This is a genomic window from Aeromonas sp. AE23HZ002T15, assembly GCF_054165525.2.
In genome coordinates, this window is sequence record NZ_CM201342.1 from 1,989,710 (window position 1) to 2,012,760 (window position 23,051).

Sequence of the window (23,051 nt, forward strand, 5' to 3'; positions counted from 1 at the left end):
TATCACGCTACTGTCCTTGTCCGCGACTACGTACACACGGAAGGCTCATTGCAGAGCAGCATTCCGGCGGATCCTGCGGCCCTTCTTCTACCTGAGTGACTCGAACGGGTAGACACGGCGCCACTCTTTCGCCATATCCACGACGGTCCAGTTACCCCTGTTTGCGGCATCCAGTGCCTTGTCCAGACGCCCGATCTTGCTGTCTCTGTCGTAGCTCCACTCACGTCTGGCATCTGTGTGGTGTACCAGACCGGCAAAGCGCTTGCCCTCTCCTGCCAGAGTCCATTGCAACATCTGCAGGTCACCATCCGAGTTGCCGAAGGCGAAGATGGGGCGGCGGCCTATGATGCTGTCGATGCTCTCCGGCTTGCCGGGACCATCATCGTTGTGTACCAGCATGGGAAGCCGCTGGATGGAAAGTCGGCTCTTGTCATCCTCGAAGCGGCTGCCAAAGGTGGTGCCGATGACCTGCTCCGGCGGTATGCCATAGACCTTCTCGGCGAAGGCGCGCATGAAGGCCACCTCACCACCGGAGACGATATAGGTCTTGAAGCCATGGGCGCGCAGGTAATCGAGCAGTTCCAGCATGGGCTGGAACACCATCTCGGTGAAATGGCGCTGGCTAGTAGGGTGTTTCGCGCTTTCGAGCCAGTGACGGGCGTTTTGCATGAACTGATCTGTGCTCATCCCCGTATGGGTGGCGGCCACTATCTGCATCAGACCCTTCATACCACTAGCCGCGAGCGCCTTGTGATCCCCTTCCAGCGCCGCCTTGTAAGGTTGCTGCTGTTGCCACTCCGGGTGCTGGGGAGCCATCCGCTTGAGCTCAGCCAGGGCGAACAATATCTGGAAGTAGGCAGGTTGCTCGCTCCACAGGGTGCCATCGTTGTCGAACACGGCGATACGCTCGGCGGGCGGCACATAGTCCTTGCCCCCCTCGCTCGTCACCGCGGTGACGAACCCCTCAATGGCCTGGCGCGAAGGCCCCTCATTCCAGGAGGGAAGGGGGTCAGCGGCCCTTACCAGCAGTGGCAGTGCAAGCAACAGGAAGGTGCCCCAGCGCAGTGGTGACAACATTCGGGTGTGACGCATCATGGCTTCCTTGTCTGATGAAGAGGGTTCGGCTCGGCTTGCCCCGGATTCAAGGGCTGCAAATCATGGGGCTGGCCTGTTTGGCTATGTGATTCGCTCATCACGCCCTCGATCGTAGCGATGATCTGGCTGGCGACGTCTTGCCCCTCTGGTTGCTTGTTCGCGCCATAGATAAGTCTGAAAAAGGCTAGCACAGGCTGTTTGACACTCTCTGTACTTCCTTGAAATAAGGGCGATATCGCGAGCCTCCCCGTGCGCCGCCGCACCCAGAGATAGAGTCCGCCGAGCTCCATGGGACGCTGCCTGAGCTGGGCACGGGCCAGACGCAAGGCGTAGCCTGGGGAATTGAGCCAAGTCCGTCGATGGGCCTCTCGCCACTGCTGCGCGCGGCGCCAGAGCCCGCGTAGTCGAGTTCGCACCAGCCAGATCAGCAGCATGAGCAGGGCCGCCGCACTTGCGAGGAGCAGCCAGTGGCCGGCCAGGGTGATGCGGGCCTGTTGCCCCAGGGCGTGCAGATCCTCGCTGATGGAGAAGGGCGCCTGATAGCTGCTCGCCTGGGCCGTCAGTTCGATGTCGGGAACCTTCACCACCTGCGATTGATCACTGTTGGCATCCCACCAGGTCAGCTGGATTGCGGGCAGCCGGTATTGACCCGTTTGTTCGACCACATAGGTCGCCACATCTTCGCGCATGCCCCCCGTGGTGGTGCCACGGCCATCGTCAAGTGCCTTGACTGTCGGGGTCTGCACGTAGCGTTTGAGCCCATCGACGGCCGCAAAATCTGGAACGGGTAGCAGCATGGCCTGGGCCCCGTCGGCCTCGATACGCAGGCGACGGGTTACGCTGTCACCGACGCGCAGGGGCTGGTGGGAGCGCTGGATCTCCTGGGTGAAGCGCACTGCGTTGGCCACAAGCTGAGGGGTCTTGCCCCCATGGGGTAGGGCCTTGGCGTCGAAGCCGAACGCCGGGCTGCTGAGCTTGACCGGACCGCTCGCCTGACCGGGCTGAAGCTGGAAGCTCAGGGCCGGGATCTCGAAGCGCTGGGCAAGCTGGGGGGTGATGCGATAGGTGAAGCGCATGCCGAAGAAGGTCTTGCCATCGAGCTGCAAAGTGAGGTGACTGGCCTCGCTGCTCGGGGGGGCGACCACGGCCCCGGCCAGGCTCAGGGGGGGCAGCACGGGGGCCGCGGTAAACCAGGTATCCACCAGCAGATCCACTTCGAGCCGCAGGGTACCGCCCACGCTCACCCCATCGGCAGGCACCAGCCGGCTCTGGATGCGCACATCCGGCTCGGCGGCCAGTGCCGGCAGGGAGAGGCAGAGCAGCAACATGGTGAGCAGGATCCTCATGGCGACGGCTCCGGGGCGGACGGACTGGCGGCATCCTGCAACAGGAACTTGCGCTTGAGGAACTGGGCCGGCGAGGTGTTGAGGTTATTGAGCCAGAGCTCATCCGAGCTGGCTTGCGGGGTCTGTTGCTGTTCCACCTTGCCGCCCTTGGAGGAGGTGTTGTCCTCCACGGTTTTATCGGCCTTCTCATCCGGGGTGCCCGCCTCTTGCTGGGCCTCGTGATCTTTTAGCAGAGCCTGGGCCAGCGCCAGGTTGGCGGTCGCCTCGGGGAACTTGAGCTGCTTCTTGAGGGCCTGCTGGTAGGCCAGGATCGCCTCCGGGAACTTGAACCGCTTCACATAGCTGTTGCCGAGATAGAAATAGGCGTTGGCTGTGTCCAGCCGCGCCAGACTGGCCTCGGCGAGATCGTAATCGGCGGCCAGGTAGGCCGAGACCCCTTTCCAGTAAGGGTCGCTAAAGTGAGCCGCCGCCGCCGGGTAGTGGCCATGCTCGAAGGCCCAGCGTCCCTGTTGTGCCTGGGTGAAGAAGGCATCAACAAATGGATTGGCCTGCACCCGCGTCGGGGCCACGGTCAGCAGCAGCGCCAGCAAGAGGCCCCCCAGCCAGTGCACCTGCCAGCCTCGCCGCACGCAGCACAGGGCCAGCAGCGCCAGGGGCCAGCACAGCCAGTAACCGGCATCTTTCCAGTGAATTTGCTGATCGTCCCCTTGCGCCGCCTGGAAGTGTTGCTGGGCGTGGAGCTCAATCCAGTCGAGATCGTCATCATTGAGGGTCAGGCTGCCCAGAGGCGCATCGGCGGCCTTGGCGAGCCCCTTGAGCCCGGCCTCATCGAAGCTGCCCACGACTGGGCGGCCATCCGGGCCAGCCAGGGGTTGCCCCTTGGCATCGCGGATCAGAGTGCCGTCCTGGCTGCCGACCGCCAACACCAGCACTTGCAACTGGTTGCCGCTAAGGCGTTTGCCGATGGCGTCAAACTGGCTGGGATCGGCGCCATCGGTCAGCAGCACCAGGGTGCCGGGCGACTGCTCGGCAGCCAGCAGCTTGTGGGCTTCCTCGATGACGCCGAGCACATCCTTGCCGGGGCGCGGCATCAGATCTGTGGCCAGTACCTGGACAAAGGAGTCGAGCAAGGCCGGATCCTCGGTCGCGGGCAAGACCAGGTGCGCGCTGCCCGCATAGGCGATGAGGGCCGTCTTGGTACCGGCGCGGCGCAGGATGAGATCGTGCAACTTGTGGCGAATGGCGGCGAGCCGGGTGGGCGGAACGTCGTCGGCATCCATGGAGGAGGAGAGATCCACCGCCAGGATCAAGGGAGCCCGGTTATCGAGAAAAGAGGGCGTATCTTGCTGCCAGGTAGGGCCTGCGGCAGCCAAAGCTCCCAAAATAAGCGTGGCTGACAGCAGATGTATCGGATGCAGGCTGCGATCATGGGTGGGGGTAATGACCAGGGAGGCCAGCAGATGAGGCGCTATGCTGTCGCCGAGCTGGCGCGCCAGGTCATGACGACGCAGCCAGAGCAGGGGCAGCAGGGCCCCCGGCAGGATCAGCAAGAGCCAGAGGGGGCGCAGGAAGTGGAAGGCCGCCAGATCGATCATGAAGGTTCCTCCCCGGCTTTGGGCATGGGAGTGCGTCTGCCCAGCAGGGCGGCAATCAGGTGGCAGATCAGTAACAGCAGCAAACCAGCCCCGAGCGGCCACCAGAACAGATCCCGTTTGGGCTGATGGCTGAGGGTCTTCACCTTGTGGGGGGTCAGCTTGTCCAGAGTGTCGTAGACGGCTTGCAGCGCCTGGCGGTCATCGGCCCGAAAGAAACGCCCGCCCGTGGTGCTGGCGATCTTCATCAGCACCTGCAGGTCGACCTTGGCCTCGCCGCTGGCCGCCGGATCGCCGATGCCTATGGTGTGTACCTGGATCCCCCTGTCATGGGCCAGCTGGGCGGCGTGCTCCGGGGGGATGGCGCTACCGGTGTCGTTGCCATCGGTCAGAAGTATCAGCACCTTCTCCCGTTCCTTTGTCTTTGCCAGCAGCTTGATAGCCAGGCCGATGGCATCCCCGAGCGCCGTATTGGGCCCCGCCATGCCGATGCCGACCTCATCGAGCAGCAGTTGCAGGCTGGCGTGATCCAGGGTCAGCGGGGCCTGGGGATAGGCGCCCGTGCCAAAGACGATGAGGCCTAGCCGATCACTCTTGCGCTGCTTGATGAAGTCGCGCACCGCTTCTTTCACCACGCTCAGTCGATCCGTCAGTTGCCCGTCCGGGTTGGTGTAATCCCGGGTCTCCATGGATTGGGAGATATCGATGGCCAGCATGATGTCGCGGGTGGGGGTGTCGTGGCGAATGGGCTGCTCGACCAGCACCGGACGGGCGCAGGCCGTCACCAGTAAGCCCCAGACCAGCAGATTGAGAATGAGCTGCCAGCGTCCGCCACTCAGGTTGCGGGGGGCCAGCCCCAGGGCCTGATCCATGGCGGCGAAGAAGGGCACCCGCAAGGCGCTGCGGGCGGCGCGATACTCGGGCAGGTAGCGATAGGCCAGCCAGGGCAGCGGCAACAGGAGCAGCGCCCAGGGCGCATCAAACTGCCACATGGTGCTCTCCTATCCAGCGCCGGCTGAGCTGGATCAACCCATCGACGCGATTGTCCGGCAGGCTCAGTACCTGATCGGATGGTGCGTAGGCGAGGGTGAACAGATCGTCGGCAAACTCAGCGGGCAGCGGGAAAGGGGCGCTCTTGGCCATAAAGCCCTGCCAGGCCTCCCCCCCGAGTTTGGCCGCCGCTGCGCCGTCCGGCATGGAGAGAGCGACGCGTTTGAGCAACACCGGGATCTCGCGCAGGGCCGCGAGCTTGTCCCCATCGTCGCCAAGGGAATCTTGCAGTGCATCGAGGCGGGCCAGCGCCTCCCGACGATAGCGATCGCGGCGCCATTGCCACCAGCGCCGTCCACCCCACAGCAGGAGCAAACTCAATGCAATGAGCAGCAGCACTGCCCAACCCCAGGTCTGGGGCAGATAGCTGACGGAGGGCGTGGGGATGGGCAGCTCCTTGAGCTGATCGATGGCGGGCACCTTGGCCGTCATCCGGCCCTCCTCGACAGGCGGCCGAGTTCAAGGCGCAGTTGGCCTATGACCTCCTCGCCTGTGCTTATCATCATCAACGGCACCTGGCTGCGGCGCAGCAGCTCGGCGACATCCCTCAGTCGCCCGGCGAGAAACTCTCCGAGTGGCTGCTGCACTTGCTTGCTACCCACTTGCAGCTCCCGTTGCACAGTGCCCTGGGTGATGGTGATCCTGCCCTTGTCGGGCAGTTGCAGGGCGATAGGGTCATAGACCTGCATGGCGATGACATCGTTATGGGTGCTGAGCTGGCGCAGCAGTTGCAACGTCTGCGCCCCGGCCCCGGCAAAGTCGCTGATGAGGCAGATAAGGTGATCGTGACCGGCGCTGGCGAGGCAGTGCTGCAACACGGTATCGAGTTGATTCTGTTGTTCGGTTTCCGGCCGAGTGGCGTGCAGTGCGTGGTTGGCCTTAATCACGGCGGCGCACAGGGCCTGGATGCGGGCGCGACTGCGCTGGGGACGTATGTACTCAATCTTGTCATCGCCAAACACCATGCCACCGACTCGGTCACCGGCGTGGAAGGCAATCCAGGCAGAGAGGGAGGCCAGCTCGGCCGCCGTCACCGACTTGAAGCTTCTACGGGAGCCGAAATACATGCTCATGCGCTGATCTACCAGCAACAGGGTCGGGCGATCCCGCTCCTCGGTGAAGGTGCGCACGAAGGGTTTGCCGTAACGCAGGGTGGCGCGGGCGTCGAGGTGGCGAAGATCATCTCCGGGTGTGTAGTTGCGCAGCTCGTCGAAACTCAGGCCGCGACCGCGCAGGCGGGAGGCGTGCGCCCCTGAGAGGATGCTGGAGAGCGGCTGGCGAGAGAGAAAACTGAGCCCGCGACTGCGCTGCTCCAGTGCCATCAACTGGGGGAGGGAGGCATACACGAAGCCATCCGGGGCAACGAGACTCGTCTCTGTGGTCATGACGCCGCCTAGGCCGGGATGGCGACGCGATCGAGCAGGCGATTGATGACGTCGTCAGCGCTCACCCCGTCGGCGACGGCGTCATAGGAGAGTTGCAGTCGATGGCGCAGCACCGGATGCACCACGGCGCGCACATGATCCGGCGTGACGAAGTCGTCACCGGCCAGCCAGGCTTGCGCCCGCGCCACCCGATCCAGGCTGATGCCGCCCCGAGGGCTGGCACCTATGGCAATCCAGCGGGCGAGATCGGCGTCGTAATCGGCCGGGTGACGGGTGGCATTGATGATAGCCATCAGATAGCTGTCGATGGCCTCGGAGACATAGATGGCGGCCACCTCGCACCTGGCGGCGAAGATGACCTCCTGGGGCAGATGATCCGGCTGTTGCTGCTCACCGGCCTGCTGTTGCTGATCCTCCCCCCGAATAAGGCGCAGGATGCGGATCTCGTCCTCCACCTTGGGATAATCCAGGTGCAGCTTCATCAGGAAGCGATCCATCTGGGCCTCCGGCAGAGGATAGGTGCCCTCCTGCTCGATGGGGTTCTGGGTCGCCAGCACCATGAACAGAGAAGACATGGGGTAGCTCTGTCCTGCCACCGTGATCTGGCGCTCCTCCATGGCTTCGAGCAAGGCGGCCTGCACCTTGGCCGGGGCGCGGTTGATCTCGTCTGCCAAGATGACGTTGCCAAACAATGGGCCTTGCTGGAACTTGATCTGGCTTCCGCTGGGGGTCTGCTGGAGGATCTCACCCCCCGTGATGTCCGAGGGCAAGAGGTCCGGCGTGAACTGGATGCGGCTCATCTTGGCATCGAGGTGAACGGCGAGCGCCTTGACGGTGCGGGTCTTGGCGAGCCCGGGCAAGCTCTCCAGCAAGACATGGCCGTTGGCCAAGAGTCCCAGCAGCACGTGGCGAATGGTATCGGCCTGACCAAACACCATGGCGGCGACGTTCGCCTCCAACTGGGTGATCTGTTCGCGTATCGTCACAATTCCATTCCTTGGCAAGGTGAGTCGAATGAGGGTCATAAGCCGGGCATCGCAACAGGCGATACCCCCATGACTGTCTCCCTCAAGATGATCGGCGTCGATGATTTTATGTATGGAAATTACACAATATTGTTGTTTCTAAGTGATGACAATAGACCCGTTTGATTTCTTTTTGCCTTATATATGATGCATCTATCATGCATCATTTGTCGTGGTCCGGGTCACTACAGGGGTCATCCCCCGCAGTGACCTCAGGTGCACTCATTTGGTCCAGTAGGGCTCGATGGCCAGCAGGCGGGGATCCTGCGGGGCGGCTTTGCGCATCCGTTTAACGTAGCCGAACGCCTCATCCTGCTCGCCAGCGATGGCATGCAGATAGATAAGGGTATAGAGCAGGTCGGGATCCTCAGGTGCCTGCTCCAGCCCGGCCCGCAAGGCGGCCAGCGCCTCGTCACGGCGATTCAGCTGGGACAGCAGCAGCCCCTGGTTGTAGCGGATCCGCACGTTGCCCGGCAGCTCGCTGGCCGCCTTGTCCAGCCAGTTCACGGCCTCCTCCGTCTTGCCACGCTCCACCAGCAGCAGCGCCAGCATATAGGCGAGGTTCCCGTGATCTGAAGTAGGCATTTTATCTAGTGCCAGACCTTCTCGTAGCAGAGCCTCTGCCTCGTCCAGCTGCTGAGCTGCACTGGCCAGGGTCACCAAGTTGACCCGGGCCGGTACGAAGTAAGGGTCCATTCTCAGGGCCTCACGATACTGGTCCATGGCCTCCTGCTGGCGGCCCTGACGGGTCAGCAGCACAGCCAGATTGAGCCGCCCTCCCGGCAGATCTGCATTGCCACGCAGGCGCCGTTCATAGTCGGCAAGCAAGGTCTGGAAGCGGGCCCGCTCGGCTTCGGGCAAGCTGTCCGGCGGCATGTCGGCGAGGGCCCGGATGGCTTCGTCCCGCACCGCCAGGCTCGGGTCCTGCAGCAGAGGCAGCAGGTCGCCTTGCCGCGCCATAGGCGGCGTGTTGGCGAAACCGGAGACGGCATAGGCCCGCACCAGGGCGCTCTCATCCTTGAGGGCTAGGCGCAGGCTCGGCAGCGCCGGCAGACCGAGATCCGCCAACTGCTCAGCCGCGGTGGCACGCACGATGGCGGCCTTTTCTTTATCCGTCAGCAGGGCGCCGAGCAGCTTGAGGGCATTGCCCTGACCGCTGCGCACCGCCTGGAAGCTCTCGCCATAGTGCGCGGGTCGCTGCGGTTTCTCATACCAGGTGTCGATGGCCCTGGCCGCCCAGTCGGGTTGTTTGCCCTGATGACAACTGGTGCAGGCATCCGGGCTGGCGGTCTTGGCCGCGAGATCCGGGCGCGGGATGCGCAGGCTGTGGTCACGGCGCGGATCCACCACCATGTAGGTCTTGGTCGGCATGTGGCAATTGACACACTGGGCCCCGGCGCTGCCCGGCTCATGATGGTGGTGTGCCTTGTTGTCATACTCCTTGGCCTGCAGGCTGGGGAAGCGGCCGGTCGGCGGCTGGGGGTTGTGGCACTGCACACAGAGGCCATTGCCCTCCAGCTTGATCTTGGTGCTATGGGGGTTGTGGCAGTCGCTGCACCCCACCCCGGCGGCGAACATCTTGCTCTGGGTGAAGGAGTCGAACTCATAGACCTCGCCGTCGATCTGGCCATCGGCATGGTAGAGGGAGGTTCGCAGCGTGGTAGGCAGGCTCTGATCCAGCTGTGGATGGCCAGGCATCTGGCCGGTACCGAGCCCTTGCCGGCGGCTGTGGCAGAAGGCGCACTGCTCCACCTGCCCCTTGCTGCCTAGGGCTTTGGTGTCGACGCCGAGACCATAGTGGTCATCCGGCGCCTTGGCGCTGTTGCCCGCCTTGTGCTGCTGGGCCCAGGTCACGTGGTTCTGGCTCGGGCCGTGGCAGGCCTGACAGCCGACGGTCTGCTCGTGCCAGCTAGTGCTGAAGCTGTCGCTCTTGTCGTCGTAGCCTTTGCTCAGGGCGGTGGAGTGACAGTCGGCGCACATGGCGTTCCAGTTCTGGTAGCGACCGGTCCAGTGCAGGGGATCGCTGGTGGCAAAGCGTTGACCGGGATAGAGGGAAAACCAGCGCTGTCCGCCTTCCCCCTTCGGGCGGCTATCCCAGGCCAGGGTCAGGGCCTGCAGGCGGCCACGGGAGAGTTCGACCAGGTATTGTTGCAGCGGGTAGTGGCCGAAGGTGTAGAGGATCTTGACGTCGCTGGGCTTGCCATCCTCCCCCTCCAGATTGGCGAAGAACGCATCCCCCTTGCGAAAGAAGCGGGCCTTGACGCCGGCCTCTTCGAAGCTGGCATCCTTGAAATCGCCAAGCACGTTGTCCGGGGTGGCGTGGCGCATGGCCCAGGCGTGATCGGACTGCTTCCATTGGGCTACCTGGCTCTGATGGCAGTCGAGACAGCTCGCCTCGGGGGCATAGCCGCTTGGCTCGGTGGCGAGGGCGGGGGATTGGCCGGGCTCTGCAAGGGCCGGGGTGGCGACAAACAGCAGCCAGCCCCAGAGGCTGGCCAACAACAGGGCCATGATCCGGCGCGGCAACCCGCCTCTACTAGGTCTCTCTCTCACAGCGGCTCCTTGCCGATCCCTGCTCATTGTCAGTACCTCGTCAGCGGGTACTCTGTGGCCGCCCCGGCGCTGGCATCCTGCCAGTCAGCGGTGGGCCAGGCCCAAGTCATGTGACCGACGCGCCTGATTTTATTGATTATTTAAGTATCATTAAGGCTGTAGTCCATCAAGTGTTAAATGTAAATCAAAGAGCGGGCTCTATCTGCTTCTCCAGTATTTATCATTGCTAAATGATTATTTAGTTAATTGCTTCTATTGGCGAAGCACTTGGTGGCATTTATTTGATGCATGATTACCGCACCTTACGGGGTAAAAATTAATGGAGTTTATTTAGGGCTCAACGCCTTCATCGTCAAATGACGAGATCGATGCGCTCTTGTTATGAGTGTCGACGACGGATTGAACTCTCTGTTCAGTATCTAAAAAACAAGCCCCTTACTAGATTGCCCTTTAGTTCCTTCTGGCTGGTGGTGAGTAATGCCCATATCTTAAGTTCTCGTTTCATAGTTCACTTTGCTGAGTTCAATACGGCAAAGAAGTTCATTATCTCTTCTGGTTACATTACAGACTCATATGTGGTAAGTGAGGTTCTTCTGTCAGCAGTAGAAGTAGGGATATGATCTCGAACGGTTAGTTGTACTGTATATACGAAAAAAAACGAGGTAACTGGGGTAACGAGGTAACGCTGCCCTGAGAGCCACGCCAAGACTGGCTTTAGGTGGTTACCCCTTGAAAAAAACTTGAGGTAACCGAGGTAACAGGGAGAGGTAACCGGCATAAGAACCTCAACAGGTTACCTCTGGTTACCTCAGCACTTTTACTCAGAGGTAACCAATCAACCCAGTAATGGCGCACCTTACAGAGATGGTTACCTCAGTTACCTCGGTTACCCCTACTTTCTCTTTATGCGCGCGAGGCTTAATAAAAAAAGAGGGGCACATTCAGCAGCCCTACTCTCTATATAGATAGTCATTTGGTTATGTACTGTTATTCCGTGCCTCCTAGCTCAGTAGCTTCATCAGCAAGCACAGTATCTGATAGGACATAGACCTTAATAGCCCTCCCTACGCAGGGTATCTTCACCGTTTTCTGCGTCTTACCCTTATCACTGCAGCCTATCCAACCGATTTCCACTGCCAGCAACGCTGCCTTTTTGTGGTCACGGCCAACAGTGATCTCACGCCACCCTTCCGGAAGAACATAAAAAGTCACACCTGCTTCACTATTCACCTTGGGGTTACGGCGATACCCGACCATATTCGCAGCGCGATGGTTGGGATCATCCCAATCAGCAAAGCGAGTGTACTGATGAGCCGTGAAAAACTGGCGGATCTGGCGTAGGGTCGCCGCATCTTCCTTGTTTCCCAGATGTCCACGTTCTGCCAACCAAGCCTTGAGGCAGACCCTCACAGCCCTGATGGCTTCCCCCTCTGGCCAGCCGGTCACCCCCAATCGGGTGGCCAACTCCCCGGCTGCGGCCACCAGCGCAAACCGGTTGATGGCTCGGCCAACCTGATTACCCGCCCCCTTGGGAGTTAACTCTGCTGCCAATTGCTTGATGTCGGCCCTCAGCCGCTCACTGTGCTCATCAATGGATTGGGTCAGGGCTTGGGCATAGGTGCGAAAGGCGGTGCCGTGATGTTCTTCTGAGTTGGCTTTCAGGGTATCGGCAAAGCTGCGGCCTCCATCCATGCCATGTAGCCACTCAAAGGCACCATGGTGCCCGGTATCGCTGGGGATCTGGATTGTCCGCACCTCCATCCCGGCCTGGGTACTCTTCCCGGCACTGGCGGCATGGTCCTCGAGGCTCAGCTCACCGGTGGAGAGGAACAGCAACCGCCAGGCCTTGCGCTCTCTGAGCTCCCCATCCTGCTTACTACGGCCCTTGCCTTGACCGTTGGCCAGCATGTAGGCGGTCTGCCCTGCCTCCCGGCCGTCCAGCTCGCCCAGTTCATCCAGACAGAGCAGGGCATCATTGCGCCGGCTGGCGATCCCCTCGATGGCATTACCGGTGGCCCGCCAGGTTTGGGCATAGCGGTCCGGGTGACCATAGACACTGGCGGCCGCTTTCATCACCGTGGTTTTGCCGTCGGTACTCTCGCCCTTGAGGTGGAAACCACCGCCCTCCATGCCTACCAAGGAGAGCAAGGGAGCCGCAAAGGCGAGTGACAGCGCGAAGCAGAGCCGAGAGTTGCCCACGGCCAGCCCTGCAACCCCCTGTTGCCAGCCGGCCAGGGTGCCGCGCTCGGTAAAGTCGCTGGCGGTGTAGCCGGCGGTCTGCAGGATGACCCCCTCAGCATCTGGCCCAATGGACCCACCGGGCAGCACATAGGCATGCCCATGCCACCCCGTGCGCTCGACACAGGTGATCCGCCGCTTGGGCTGGCAGCTCATCAGGTAGGCCGACAGCCTGCGCTTATGACTTAGCTCGATGAAGGGCAACCCCGCATCCAGCAGCGCGGCAAACACTTCTTCACCGTTGCGTGGGACCAGGGCGCGCACCGGCATGGCCCATTGGCGCGTCCGCCCGGCACTGTCGCACCATTCCAACAAGCGGCCGTAGCCGCGGCCCTGCTCATCAGCGGTCTCAGCAAGTACATGGACGGGGCTGGCGATGGGGATCCACTCTTGCCGGGCATCCTCACCCCGGCCAACTGTCGTCAGGGCACACAGACGCGAGCCCCGCACCTCAAACCCTGCTGGCAGCTCTGGCACTTCCTCTGGGTTGCCTTTCACCAGATGGAGCGGAGCCACATTGTCTGACCAAGGCACCTCGTCCGATGGAGTGTCTACCGCCAGTGTCTGCTCGAAGGCCACCACATCCACCAGCTGCCAGGGCTCGGCATTCTGGCCCGGGTGACCGCGGTAGAGCTCGGCCTTAGGGGCTTGCTTGCGCAGAGCCACGATCAGCCGCTTGGCCTTCTCGGGGGCCAGGTTGCCGAACTGGTGAACGATGACTCGCTTGGTCGCATCCCGATCGGCCATCTTGTAGAGCCTGGCGCCTTCATCCAACTGAGCAGGCCCCACATACAGCGCCTGCTCTGGCTCGCTCTCCGGATCAATCGGGTTGTCTGTAGCCACCGCCTCGTTGTGGGCGCGCTGCAGGGTGGCCCTGATGCCGGCATCCCTGCTGGCTTGCTCACCGGTGTGGATCACGACCACCTGCAGATCATCCAGGTCCGCAAACTTGAGGAAGGCGCCGGCCCGGGATGGTGGGCTGTTTTGATGACCGGGGCCTGCTGCCCCTTGATGTAGTGCTGTCATTGCATCGCCCTCTGCTTGCTCTCGCTCGCCAGCTCAACCATGGGGTCCTTTCCCTCTTCGAGCATCTGGTGAACATCGGCGCAGAAGGCGCAATACATCTGATCCACCACCAAGGCGCCCAGCGGGGTCAAAGTCCCGTTCACCACCATGTGCCGCAGCATGAGCAAGGCATCGGCTTGTCCCTGCTGCGCCCCGGCGTTTTCAAGGTGAGCGCCCACGATGTTGTTATGAATGGCCATCGTCAGTGACTCAGCAGCAAGGGGAAGCTGGATCCCCAGGTGAGTAAACACATTGCCCCGAGCGGCCAAGTAGGCCTGGGCTAACTGCTCCACCAGCTTATTTATCTCTGTCATGGCAACCCCCTGTTGCATTGCGCTCGCCTGGTTGTTTCTGGGCCTTGGTCACCCGCTTGAAGAGTTCCCGCAGTACCGCGGGGCGCAGCGGATTACGTGATAGCTCACACCACATGCGGCCATTCAGGGTCTTGAGCAGTCGATTACTCATGCCAGCACCTCCTGGCAGAGCCCAACCTCAATGCTCAGGGCATCCAGCAAAGCGCTGAACTGCGCCCGCTCTTGGAGGCATAGGTCGGTTTGTTCCAGGGCGTCGGCAAACTGCTCGAGCAGTGCCTCTAGGCGGGATGAGGTGGATTGGTTCATGCGGCCACCCCCATGCTCGGGGTGCGGGACATAAACACCAGAGACAAGCCAGGCAGGTTAGCGCGAGCTTGGCGCTCGGTATTGGCGATGACAGAGATAGTGCGAATACGCCGAAGCTCTGCCAGACGACAGGCGCGTTGGCGCTGGATCAGGAAGGTGAAGATTTTGGGTAAAGCAGGGGTGGGGACAGTAGCCATGATGGCAGCCTCCAAGGTCAGCAAATTGTCGCTGCCACAGATAGACGCCAATCTTCTGGTGACAGCCCGGACGAGGTTGGCGTAACTGGAGACCTTGGGATCCAGCGCTCCTTGCGGAGCCCTCGCCCGAGCCGCCATAACACGGTAGGCACTGCCGACCAGATAAGCCAGCAGTGCCCCTAGAAATGAGGGACGAGCACCGACAAAAAACCACGCAAGAGCGTGGGTCGGCTCCAAGACTCTTTCCGAGACGCCAATCTCGGCAGCGGATTTTGCCGCTGCATGAGGAATCGTACTCTGTTGAACGCTGTGGGACAAGAGTGGAGGGTAAATCATGTCCGGCCCTCCCGTTCAGAGTGTACCGCCAGCATGCTGGAGACACGTGCTTTTGCGCTCCCCGAATGGGGGGAGCTCAAAGTTTCGCCCTGGGCACTGAGCCCATTAATGTTTCTGGTCATGGCTCATCCCCAAGAGTTCAGGCTGATATTTACGCCAAAGCTCAGTCTCTTCAGCTTTCAACCGCGCTTTCTCATCCTTGCAAGACTGCAGGGCATACCCTCTCTTGCTCGCCTCCTTGGTGTACTGGGCTTGCCGACGGCTGTAATCGTTCAGGGCGGAGAATGGAACACCGTAGGCACCGGTTTTACGGATAGAGGGGATTACCTCGCGGAATACCCAGTTACTGAACCGGTGGGGCAGTGTGCCGGGTGTGCTGGCCTTACGACTGCGGACAATCAGTTTGTAGAAACCGGATTCCGATACGGCCCCCACCTTCTGTTTGCCACCAAGGGTGTAAGTTAAAGTTACCCCCCTTTCATCTTCATCAAGCGCTTTGATTGCCATACGTGAATTAATCAGTTCCAGCGCCTCGCAAATATCCTTTGCTACAAACCACGGCTCACCGTTGATTTTCACAATACGCACCTTCACGCCTTCAAATTTGATGACGGACATATCGCTTTCGTGAGCTGTGAAATTAACCCCTTGGCTGGCAACTGGCTGAGGGGCGGCCTCAGAAGTTAATCTGCTTTTTTCGATAGTCATATTTGGGACTCCGTTAGGCGGCGGGAGGGAGGGAAGTGGCTGCCGGCGTGCGAGCGCACAGAATGGCGGCGTATTCCTTTGCCAGCGGAACAGCCTGGCGCAGGTGTCGCCAGTTGTTGATCAGGACCACCAGCTTATGGGCTTGCTCACGGTCGGCCAGGCAGTAGCGCTTGAAGCGAGTGGTTCCGCCGCTATGCTGGTGCTCAAAGAACGCATTGGTGATAGCTACCCCGTGGTTTCGACGGAGCAGGCCAATGCTGTTGCGCAAGTTGAGGTCATGAAGACCGGCCAGGCCAGACAAGGCACTGACACCTTGGGCTCCCTGCTCCAGCAGGTGGGTGGCGACCAATTCATACTTGGTGATATGCTGACCCTGCTCAAGCTGGGTCGTGCCGTTCGCGGTGCGGCCTTTTTCTTTTTGCATCGTCCTCTCCTTACGCAGCTTGGCCTTGAGCGTTGATCCACTCGTGAACCTCTTCACAGCGCCAGGCGGTGACCCGGGCTCCCAACTTGATTGGCTTCGGGAACTTGCCTTCACCAACCATCCTCCACAGCGTTGACTTGCTGAACGGCAGTGGGCCTACCTTGCTGGCCGTGGTCACCAGTTGTGCCTCTCGAATAAATCCTGTTTCCGGTATTGTCATGTGAGCTCTCCTGAAATGAAAAAGCCCGACACAGTGGTCGGGCTTAAGAGGGATAAAGCAGTCTTTGATGATGAATGGGGCTGATTTTGACTTGGGATCCTCCAACGCAAAAACCCGGCACGATGGCCGGGTTTGGATATGAAAAAGGCCCAATCTCGAGAGAATGGGCCATGATGGGGAAATCCTAACGCTGGTGTGATAACGAGTCAAGCAGTCGCTTAGCGTGTCACCCCCTCCTACCTCTTACCCTGCTCTGTGGAAGTTCACCGGACGAACATTGCCGCCCTGTTGTGACTCATAGAAGTCAGCAAGCCACTGCAAGAGCTTGCGGCGATCATCCAGGTACTCGGCCCTATGGTAGGCCGCCCGCACCTTGTTGCGCTCAGCATGGGCAAGCTGGCGCTCGATGACATCCGGATCAAAGCCCTCCTCATTGAGGGTGGTGGATGCCAGCGCCCGGAAGCCGTGTGGGGTAGCAATCCCCTTATAGCCCATTCGTCCCATAGCATAACTCAGGGTGTTCTCGCTCATGGGGTCAGTCAGCTTCCGCTCGCTCGGGAACAGCAGCTCACAGTGTCCGGTTATCTGGCGCAGCTCCTCAAGCACAGCAAGGGCCTGTCGGGAAAGGGGCACGATATGGGGTACCCGCATCTTCATCCGCTCAGCCGGGATCCGCCACTCGGCTCGCTCCATGTCGAACTCATCCCAACGAGCAAAGCGCACCTCACCAGGGCGGGTCATCGTCAACATCAGCAGGTGGAAGGCTAGGCGGGTTGCAGGGTTCAATGGCTCAGCAGCCAAGCGCCGGTAAAACTCCGGCAGCTCAGCCCGCGGGAGCGCCGGCCGGTGTTCCTGCTTGGTAGCCCTCAGTGCCCCTTTCAGATCTTGGGCTGGGTTGTAGCTGGCCCGCCCGGTCTGGATTGAGTAACGCATGACAGAGCTGATCCGCTGCAGTACCCGTCCAGCTGTCTCGGTGGCTCCCCTTGCCTCAACCTTGCGCAGAGCATCCAACATGATGGGTGCTGTCAGCTCAGCAACCGGCACCAACCCCAGATCGGGAAAGGCATCCACTTCCAAAGACTCGATGACCCGCTTGGCATGACCTGGGCTCCAGCGGGCTAACTGACTCTGGTGCCACTCCCTGGCTATGGCCTCAAAGCTGTGTTCGCTGGCGAGCCGGCTGGCCACCTTGCTCTGCTTTCGGGCAAGGCTGGGGTCGATACCCTCTGCCAGCAGCCTGCGAGCCTCCTCTCGCTTAGCTCTCGCCTCTTTCAAGGAAACCTCTGGGTAGACCCCCAGAGCCAGCACCTTCTCCTTTCCAGCGAAGCGGAACTTGAGGCGCCAGTATTTCCCCGACGAGGTGATCAGCAAAAAGAGGCCCTTTTCATCAGACAGCTTCTGCTGTTTGCCATTGAACTTGGCTTGTCGGGCGGCGGTATCGGATAGCGGCATGGGGGTATCTCCCGTTTAACTTGGGGGTACATGGCAGGCGCTGGGGGTATAAGCCACTACCTCACAGGCCAGGAATGGCGCGGGATAGCGGACAGGTGGGGGTACTTTTTACCCCTGCTGGGATTTGTACCCCCAGAGATACCCCCAATAATGGGGGGATGTCATGAGGCTTTATGATACGACGAGAGACAACAAAAAACCCGCAAGCCTTACGCTATGCGGGTTTCTGGTCTGCCGTGATACGGCATGAAACTGTAATATGGTGCCCGGGGTCGGACTCGAACCGACACGGTTTTACCCGGCGGATTTTGAATCCGCTGCGTCTACCGATTTCGCCACCCGGGCAACTGCGAGGGATTATACGAATGGCGTTTTGGCATGCAAGGTGTTTTTCTCTCGCTCACTGTTGTTTGCTCATTTATTCAACGTCTTGCCGACGCCTGGCCAGTTACATAGAATGCCCCCATCGTATTAATGGAATAAACACCATGGCCAAGCGCAAGACAGTCACCCCTCTCCAGCCTCCCCCCCAGCACAAGTACCCATCGGCCGGCTTGCTGCGCCGCCTCGGCGCCCTGCTCTATGACTATCTGGTGGTCATCTCCCTGCTCATCATCGCGGGCTTCATCGGCATGGGGGTGGCGCACCTGCTGCTGGCTACCGGCATGGCGACCGTGCCCGAGGGCAAGGATGCTTCCTGGCTGCTCACCAGCCCCCTCTACAGTGCCTGGCTGGCCCTGGTGATCTGCGGCTTCTACACCTGGTTTTGGACCCGCGCCGGTCAGACCATCGGCATGCGCGCCTGGCGCCTGCGCATCCAGAACGTGGATGGCAGCAACATCCGCATCACCCAGGCCCTGATCCGGCTCGGCACCGCCGCCTTCGGGCTCGGCAACCTGCTGTGCGTGTTCAACCGCGAGCGGCCCCGCGCCTTCCAGGACATCTGGGCGGAGTGCGAGGTGGTGGTACTCGGCAAGCAGGACAACCTGGATCAGCTGAACAAATAAGGCGGCCGGTTTAAAGAGACGAGGCGGCAAGCCGTCCATGCACATCGAGAGAAGAGGGCCCATCGGGCCCTTTTCCTCGTCTGGGCCGCCAGCACCACTTGCCGCAGCCCCCAATAAAGAAAGGACCCGTCGGGTCCTTTCTTTTTCCATTCAGTGCTCGCCGCTTGCGGCGCAGGATGAGGGGGACATCGCCTCCCCGCCTCATATCGCTACTGCTTGCGGCTCAGGATATAGAAGGAGATGCCGCCAAACAGCAGGCTGGGGGCGATGGCCGCCAGGATCGGCGGCACCGCATAAACCAGGCTCACCGGGCCAAACACCCGATCGCTCACATAGACGGCGAAACCGGTCATGATCCCCATCAGCATCCGCGCCCCCATGCTCACCGAGCGCAGGGGCCCGAAGATGAAGGAGGAAGCGAGCAGTATCATGGCCACCACGGAGAGCGGCGACAGCAGCTTGCGCCACATCTCCAGCTTGTAGCGACCGGCATCCTGCTTGTTTGCATCCAGATAGCCGATGTAGTCCCGCAGCCCGGAGATGGGCAGGTTTTCCGGATCCACGCTGACCACCCCGAGCTGCTTGGGCGTCAGTTCAGAGCTCCATTCCATCTGGGTATGCTGCTCATCCTGGATCTGCTTGGGATCGTCGAAGCGGGTGATGTGCACCCCCTTGAGCAGCCAGTGATGTTGCTCGAACACCCCCTCCTGCGCCTGGATCACGTCGATGAGATTGCGGGACGGGGTGAAGCGGTACAGGGTGATGCCGGTCAGGGCACCGTCGTTGCGCACCCCGTTGATGTTGACGAAGTTGTTGCCATCCCGGGCCCAGACCCCGTAGGCCGAGACCGTCAGCCGGCCTTCGGACATGGCGCCCGCCTTGATGTCATCCGCCATCCGCTTGGCGACGGGGGCCACGTACTCCCCCATCAGCCCCACCAGCAGCATCAGGGGGATCGCCGTCTTGAGGGCCGCCATGACGATGCTGATCTTGGAGCGACCCGCCGCCTGCATCACCACCAGTTCCGAGGTAGTCGCCAGCTGACCGAGGCCGATGAGGCCGCCGAGCAGGGCCGCCAGCGGGAAGAAGAGCACCGCCTCTTTCGGCATGGAGAGCACCACGAAATAGAGGGCGTTGAGCATGTCATAGTTGCCCTCCCCGACCGCCTTGAGCTGCTCCACATACTTGATGAGCGCCGCCAGCCCGACCAGGGTCAGCTCGCACAGCAGGATCGACATGAAGATGACCCGGCCGATGTATCTATCGAGAATGCCAAACATCAGCAGTAATTCCTATGTTGCAGCATCATGCTGATTTGCCTTTGAAAAAGTGGCCTTTCACCCCGTTCCACCAGCTGGTCCCCTGCAGGTTCAAGGGCAGACCGATGAACAGCAGATAGGCCAGGGGCACCAGGAACATGCCGGGCCAATGGGGCAGACGACCGCTGTCGATGGCCGAGCGGGCGGCGCTGAGCAGCAGGAAGTAGGAGAGATAGAGCAGGATGGCCGGCAGCAGCTTGGCGTAACGGCCCTGACGCGGGTTGACCCGGGCAAGGGGCACCACCAGGAAGGTGAGCACCAGGATGGAAAGCGGCAGCGACAGGCGCCACTGCAGTTCGGCCATCAGCTGATTGTCCTGGGTGCCGAGCAGTTCCATGGTCGGTTTGGCCGCCGCCTTGCGGTTGGAACGTTCCATCTCCTGCTGACGGATCACCAGGCTGTACTCGCTGAACTCGGAGACCTGGAATTTCTTGCCGGTGAACTGCCCCTCGTAGCGGGAGCCGTCGATCAGGGTCAGCCACTGCAGGCCGTTGCTGTCGGCCGTCACATGGCCTTCGCTGGCCACCACTACGGAAGGAGGGGAAGTTCCTTCGGCCCGCTGCAGCACGAAGATCTTCTGCAGCTCGGACCCCTTGTCATTGAGATCCTGGATGTAGGCGACCAGCCGGCCCTTGTCGAGCTCCATGAAGCGGCCCGCCTGCAGGAAGGAGATGCCGGGGTCCGCCTTGAACTCGTCGATCACCTGGTATTCGCGCTCCTTGGCCTGGGGGGCGACCCAACCCGTGTTGAAGGCCGCCACGGCGGCGGTCAACAGGGCCAGCACCAGGGCGCTGCGCATCACGAAGCGATGGCTGAAGCCCACCGCGTGCATCACCGTCATCTCGCTTTCGGCATACAGGCGACCGTGAGCAAACAAAATGGCTAAAAACAGGCTGATGGGCAGCATCAACAGCGCCATGTTCGGCAGGTTGAGCAACAGCAGGGTGGAGACCAGGCGCGTCGGCACCTCGCCATCGGCGGCATCGCCGATGATCTGGATAAATTGCTGGCTGACGAAGATAAGCAGCAGGACGAATAACACCGCCAGCTGGGTTTTCAGGGTTTCCCTGAACAAATATCGGAAAACGATCACAGTCATTCCCAAGTAAACTTGTGTTTTTAGTCGAATGCCTGAAAAATAGGGCCCTATATTGGATTTTTACCAGTTTGAACTGCGGAGCCTGTGGCTGTTCGCTCCGCCTCTGATACCCCAACAAGCACCGCATTATTCAATAATTGGTGCCTTTTGTCTTTAGGATGTAGGAGATTCCATGGAGTTCAGTGTAAAGAGTGGCAGTCCTGAGAAGCAACGCAGTGCCTGCGTCGTGGTCGGCGTGTTTGAACCCCGTCGCCTCTCTCCGGTTGCCGAACAACTGGACAAGATCAGCGACGGCTACCTCAGCTCGCTGCTGCGCCGCGGCGATCTGGAAGGCAAACCAGGCCAGATGCTGTTGCTGCATCAAGTACCGGGCGTGCTCAGCGAGCGCGTGCTGCTGGTGGGTTGTGGCAAGGAGCGGGAACTCGACGAACGCCAGTACAAGCAGATCATCAACAAGACCATCACCACCCTGAACGAGACCGGGTCCATGGAAGCCGTCTGCTTCCTGACCGAGCTGCACGTCAAGGGTCGTGACACCTACTGGAAGGTGCGTCAGGCGGTGGAAACCACCAAGGCGGGCCTCTACAGCTTCGATCAGTTCAAGACCAACAAGGCCGAGCCCCGCCGTCCCCTGCGCAAGCTGGTGTTCAACGTGCCGACACGTCGGGAATTGACCATAGGCGAGCGCGCCATCACCCACGGCCTGGCCGTGGCGAAAGGGGTGCGCGTCTGCCGCGACGTGGCGAACATGCCGCCCAACGTCTGCAACCCGGCCTATCTGGCCTCCCAGGCCCGTCGTCTGGCGGATGCCTATGACAACATCACCACCAAGGTGATCGGCGAGCAGGAGATGGCCGAGCTCGGCATGAACTCCTACCTGGCGGTGGCCCGCGGCTCCGAGAATGAAGCCATGATGGCCATCATCGAGTACAAGGGCAACGGCGACGCCAAGCCCGTGGTCCTGGTGGGCAAGGGTCTGACCTTCGACTCCGGCGGCATCTCCATCAAGCCGGCCGAGGGCATGGACGAGATGAAGTACGACATGGGTGGGGCTGCCTCCGTGCTCGGCACCATGCACGCCCTGGCCCAGTTGCAACTGCCCATCAACGTCATCGGCGTGCTGGCGGGCTGCGAGAACATGCCGGGTGGCAACGCCTATCGTCCCGGTGACATCCTCACCACCATGTCAGGCCAGACCGTCGAGGTGCTTAACACCGACGCAGAGGGTCGCCTGGTACTGTGCGATGCCCTCACCTACGTGGACCGCTACGATCCCGAGACCGTCATCGACGTGGCCACCCTGACCGGCGCCTGCATCATCGCCCTGGGTCACCACACCTCCGGGCTGCTGGCGAACCACAACCCCCTGGCCCACGAGCTGCTGAACGCCTCCGAGCAGGCCGGCGATCGCGCCTGGCGCCTGCCCCTGTTCGAGGAGTATCAGGAGCAACTGGAAAGTCCGTTCGCCGACATGGCCAACATCGGTGGTCGCCCGGCCGGCACCATCACGGCTGCCGCCTTCCTGTCGCGCTTCACCAAGAAGTACAACTGGGCGCACCTGGATATCGCCGGTACCGCCTGGAAGAGCGGCAAGGAGAAGGGCTCCACCGGTCGTCCCGTGCCCCTGTTGACCCAGTTCCTGCTCAATCGAGCCGGTGTGGCGGACGTCGAAGACAAGGAATAAGCCTTCTCTTCTACGCCCCATCGGGAGAGTGGTATCACAAGGAAGAGGCTCGCCTCTTCCTTGTTTCATTGAGAACATTGGGAAACCGCGCACCGCACGGCGCCCCAGAAGACGGCCAATCGCTGTCCGTCACAGCCAAACGGGACTGACCTGATGAGCCAAGTGACCTTTTATCTGATGAACGAGCAGGATGACGAGCGCGGCAACGCCTGCGAACGCCTCGCCTGCCAGCTTGCAGCCGACTCCTGGAGTTCGGGTCATATCTACCTGCTGTGCAGCGACGATACCCAGGCACAGCGCCTCGACGAGTTGCTCTGGCAACTGCCACCGGATCGCTTCGTGCCCCATCAGCTGCAGGGGGAAGCCGGCCAGGCGCCGGTGGAGATAGGCCATCAGCCGCCTAAGCGGCGCTACGCCCGCCTCATCAACCTGACCGAGCAGACACCTTTGTTTGCAGGACACTTCGCTCAAGTGGTAGATTTTGTCCCCACTGAGGAAACGCAGAAGCAGCAAGCCCGCGAGCGCTACAAGCAGTATCGCCAGGCGGGGCACACCCTCGAGATGAGGGATCAGCCCGCTGCCGCACCGGATCCGGCGCAGGCCTGACGGCCGTCCCCGCGTATCCCGAATCCATTC

The 23,051-nt window shown here is 61.2% G+C and carries 22 protein-coding genes and 1 tRNA gene; 3 read left to right on the forward strand and 20 right to left on the reverse strand.

What is annotated here, in order from left to right:
* Positions 1–87 precede the first annotated feature (87 nt).
* The 18 genes from ACT5M9_RS09135 to ACT5M9_RS09220 form a co-directional block, all read right to left on the reverse strand.
* On the reverse strand, positions 88–1,092 hold the full coding sequence (locus ACT5M9_RS09135; protein ID WP_457981913.1) for an HAD family hydrolase: 1,005 nt from the start codon (positions 1,090–1,092) through the stop codon (positions 88–90).
* The gene (locus ACT5M9_RS09140; RefSeq protein WP_457981912.1) at positions 1,092–2,441 is read right to left on the reverse strand and encodes a hypothetical protein; all 1,350 of its coding nucleotides are present in this window, start codon (positions 2,439–2,441) and stop codon (positions 1,092–1,094) included. The genes ACT5M9_RS09135 and ACT5M9_RS09140 overlap by 1 nt, the downstream gene beginning before the upstream one ends.
* Positions 2,438–4,036: a vWA domain-containing protein gene (locus ACT5M9_RS09145; RefSeq protein WP_457981911.1), complete on the reverse strand. Its 1,599-nt coding sequence runs from the start codon at positions 4,034–4,036 to the stop codon at positions 2,438–2,440. Before ACT5M9_RS09145 ends, ACT5M9_RS09140 begins: the two co-directional genes overlap by 4 nt.
* Positions 4,033–5,025 carry a vWA domain-containing protein gene (locus ACT5M9_RS09150; protein ID WP_457981910.1) on the reverse strand — a complete coding sequence of 331 codons (993 nt, stop codon included), beginning with the start codon at positions 5,023–5,025 and terminating at the stop codon, positions 4,033–4,035. Before ACT5M9_RS09150 ends, ACT5M9_RS09145 begins: the two co-directional genes overlap by 4 nt.
* Positions 5,012–5,515 carry a DUF4381 domain-containing protein gene (locus ACT5M9_RS09155; protein ID WP_457981909.1) on the reverse strand — a complete coding sequence of 168 codons (504 nt, stop codon included), beginning with the start codon at positions 5,513–5,515 and terminating at the stop codon, positions 5,012–5,014. The genes ACT5M9_RS09150 and ACT5M9_RS09155 overlap by 14 nt, the downstream gene beginning before the upstream one ends.
* Entirely contained in the window at positions 5,512–6,468 is a 957-nt protein-coding gene (locus ACT5M9_RS09160; RefSeq protein WP_457981908.1) for a DUF58 domain-containing protein, read from the reverse strand. The genes ACT5M9_RS09155 and ACT5M9_RS09160 overlap by 4 nt, the downstream gene beginning before the upstream one ends.
* A gap of 8 nt (positions 6,469–6,476) precedes the next feature.
* On the reverse strand, positions 6,477–7,454 hold the full coding sequence (locus ACT5M9_RS09165) for an AAA family ATPase (protein WP_457981907.1): 978 nt from the start codon (positions 7,452–7,454) through the stop codon (positions 6,477–6,479).
* A 261-nt stretch (positions 7,455–7,715) separates the two neighbouring features.
* Positions 7,716–10,046 carry a tetratricopeptide repeat protein gene (locus ACT5M9_RS09170; protein WP_457981906.1) on the reverse strand — a complete coding sequence of 777 codons (2,331 nt, stop codon included), beginning with the start codon at positions 10,044–10,046 and terminating at the stop codon, positions 7,716–7,718.
* Positions 10,047–11,033: 987 nt separating this feature from the next.
* The gene (locus ACT5M9_RS09175) at positions 11,034–13,310 is read right to left on the reverse strand and encodes a DUF927 domain-containing protein (protein WP_457981905.1); all 2,277 of its coding nucleotides are present in this window, start codon (positions 13,308–13,310) and stop codon (positions 11,034–11,036) included.
* On the reverse strand, positions 13,307–13,681 hold the full coding sequence (locus ACT5M9_RS09180) for a DUF5375 family protein (RefSeq protein WP_457981904.1): 375 nt from the start codon (positions 13,679–13,681) through the stop codon (positions 13,307–13,309). Before ACT5M9_RS09180 ends, ACT5M9_RS09175 begins: the two co-directional genes overlap by 4 nt.
* Positions 13,647–13,814, reverse strand: coding sequence for a hypothetical protein (locus tag ACT5M9_RS09185; RefSeq protein WP_457981903.1), 168 nt, complete (start codon positions 13,812–13,814; stop codon positions 13,647–13,649). Before ACT5M9_RS09185 ends, ACT5M9_RS09180 begins: the two co-directional genes overlap by 35 nt.
* Complete coding sequence (locus ACT5M9_RS09190; protein ID WP_457981902.1) at positions 13,811–13,969, reverse strand: hypothetical protein; 159 nt, start codon at positions 13,967–13,969, stop codon at positions 13,811–13,813. The genes ACT5M9_RS09185 and ACT5M9_RS09190 overlap by 4 nt, the downstream gene beginning before the upstream one ends.
* The gene (locus ACT5M9_RS09195; protein WP_457981901.1) at positions 13,966–14,502 is read right to left on the reverse strand and encodes an ash family protein; all 537 of its coding nucleotides are present in this window, start codon (positions 14,500–14,502) and stop codon (positions 13,966–13,968) included. Before ACT5M9_RS09195 ends, ACT5M9_RS09190 begins: the two co-directional genes overlap by 4 nt.
* Before the next feature lie 105 nt (positions 14,503–14,607).
* The gene (locus ACT5M9_RS09200) at positions 14,608–15,210 is read right to left on the reverse strand and encodes a BRO-N domain-containing protein (protein ID WP_457981900.1); all 603 of its coding nucleotides are present in this window, start codon (positions 15,208–15,210) and stop codon (positions 14,608–14,610) included.
* A 13-nt stretch (positions 15,211–15,223) separates the two neighbouring features.
* Complete coding sequence (locus ACT5M9_RS09205; RefSeq protein ID WP_457981899.1) at positions 15,224–15,634, reverse strand: hypothetical protein; 411 nt, start codon at positions 15,632–15,634, stop codon at positions 15,224–15,226.
* 10 nt (positions 15,635–15,644) lie between these two features.
* The gene (locus ACT5M9_RS09210; RefSeq protein ID WP_139406556.1) at positions 15,645–15,854 is read right to left on the reverse strand and encodes a helix-turn-helix transcriptional regulator; all 210 of its coding nucleotides are present in this window, start codon (positions 15,852–15,854) and stop codon (positions 15,645–15,647) included.
* 243 nt (positions 15,855–16,097) lie between these two features.
* The gene (locus ACT5M9_RS09215) at positions 16,098–17,306 is read right to left on the reverse strand and encodes a tyrosine-type recombinase/integrase (RefSeq protein WP_043158844.1); all 1,209 of its coding nucleotides are present in this window, start codon (positions 17,304–17,306) and stop codon (positions 16,098–16,100) included.
* 260 nt (positions 17,307–17,566) lie between these two features.
* A tRNA-Leu gene (locus tag ACT5M9_RS09220) sits at positions 17,567–17,651 on the reverse strand.
* A 143-nt stretch (positions 17,652–17,794) separates the two neighbouring features.
* On the opposite strand from ACT5M9_RS09220, the gene ACT5M9_RS09225 reads away from it, so the two are divergent.
* A complete protein-coding gene (locus ACT5M9_RS09225; protein ID WP_457981898.1) occupies positions 17,795–18,313 on the forward strand; it encodes an RDD family protein in 519 nt (172 codons plus the stop codon).
* 209 nt (positions 18,314–18,522) lie between these two features.
* On the opposite strand, the gene lptG is transcribed toward ACT5M9_RS09225, so the two are convergent.
* Together lptG and lptF are read right to left on the reverse strand one after the other, a co-directional pair.
* Positions 18,523–19,593, reverse strand: coding sequence for an LPS export ABC transporter permease LptG (gene lptG / locus ACT5M9_RS09230; RefSeq protein ID WP_457981897.1), 1,071 nt, complete (start codon positions 19,591–19,593; stop codon positions 18,523–18,525).
* A gap of 25 nt (positions 19,594–19,618) precedes the next feature.
* Complete coding sequence (gene lptF / locus ACT5M9_RS09235; protein ID WP_438551535.1) at positions 19,619–20,731, reverse strand: LPS export ABC transporter permease LptF; 1,113 nt, start codon at positions 20,729–20,731, stop codon at positions 19,619–19,621.
* 172 nt (positions 20,732–20,903) lie between these two features.
* Here lptF and pepA point away from each other — a divergent pair, with 172 nt between their 5' ends.
* Both pepA and ACT5M9_RS09245 read left to right on the forward strand, forming a co-directional pair.
* The gene (gene pepA / locus ACT5M9_RS09240) at positions 20,904–22,415 is read left to right on the forward strand and encodes a leucyl aminopeptidase (RefSeq protein WP_438551536.1); all 1,512 of its coding nucleotides are present in this window, start codon (positions 20,904–20,906) and stop codon (positions 22,413–22,415) included.
* Between the two features lie 153 nt (positions 22,416–22,568).
* Positions 22,569–23,021: a DNA polymerase III subunit chi gene (locus tag ACT5M9_RS09245; RefSeq protein WP_457981896.1), complete on the forward strand. Its 453-nt coding sequence runs from the start codon at positions 22,569–22,571 to the stop codon at positions 23,019–23,021.
* Positions 23,022–23,051: the final 30 nt, after the last annotated feature.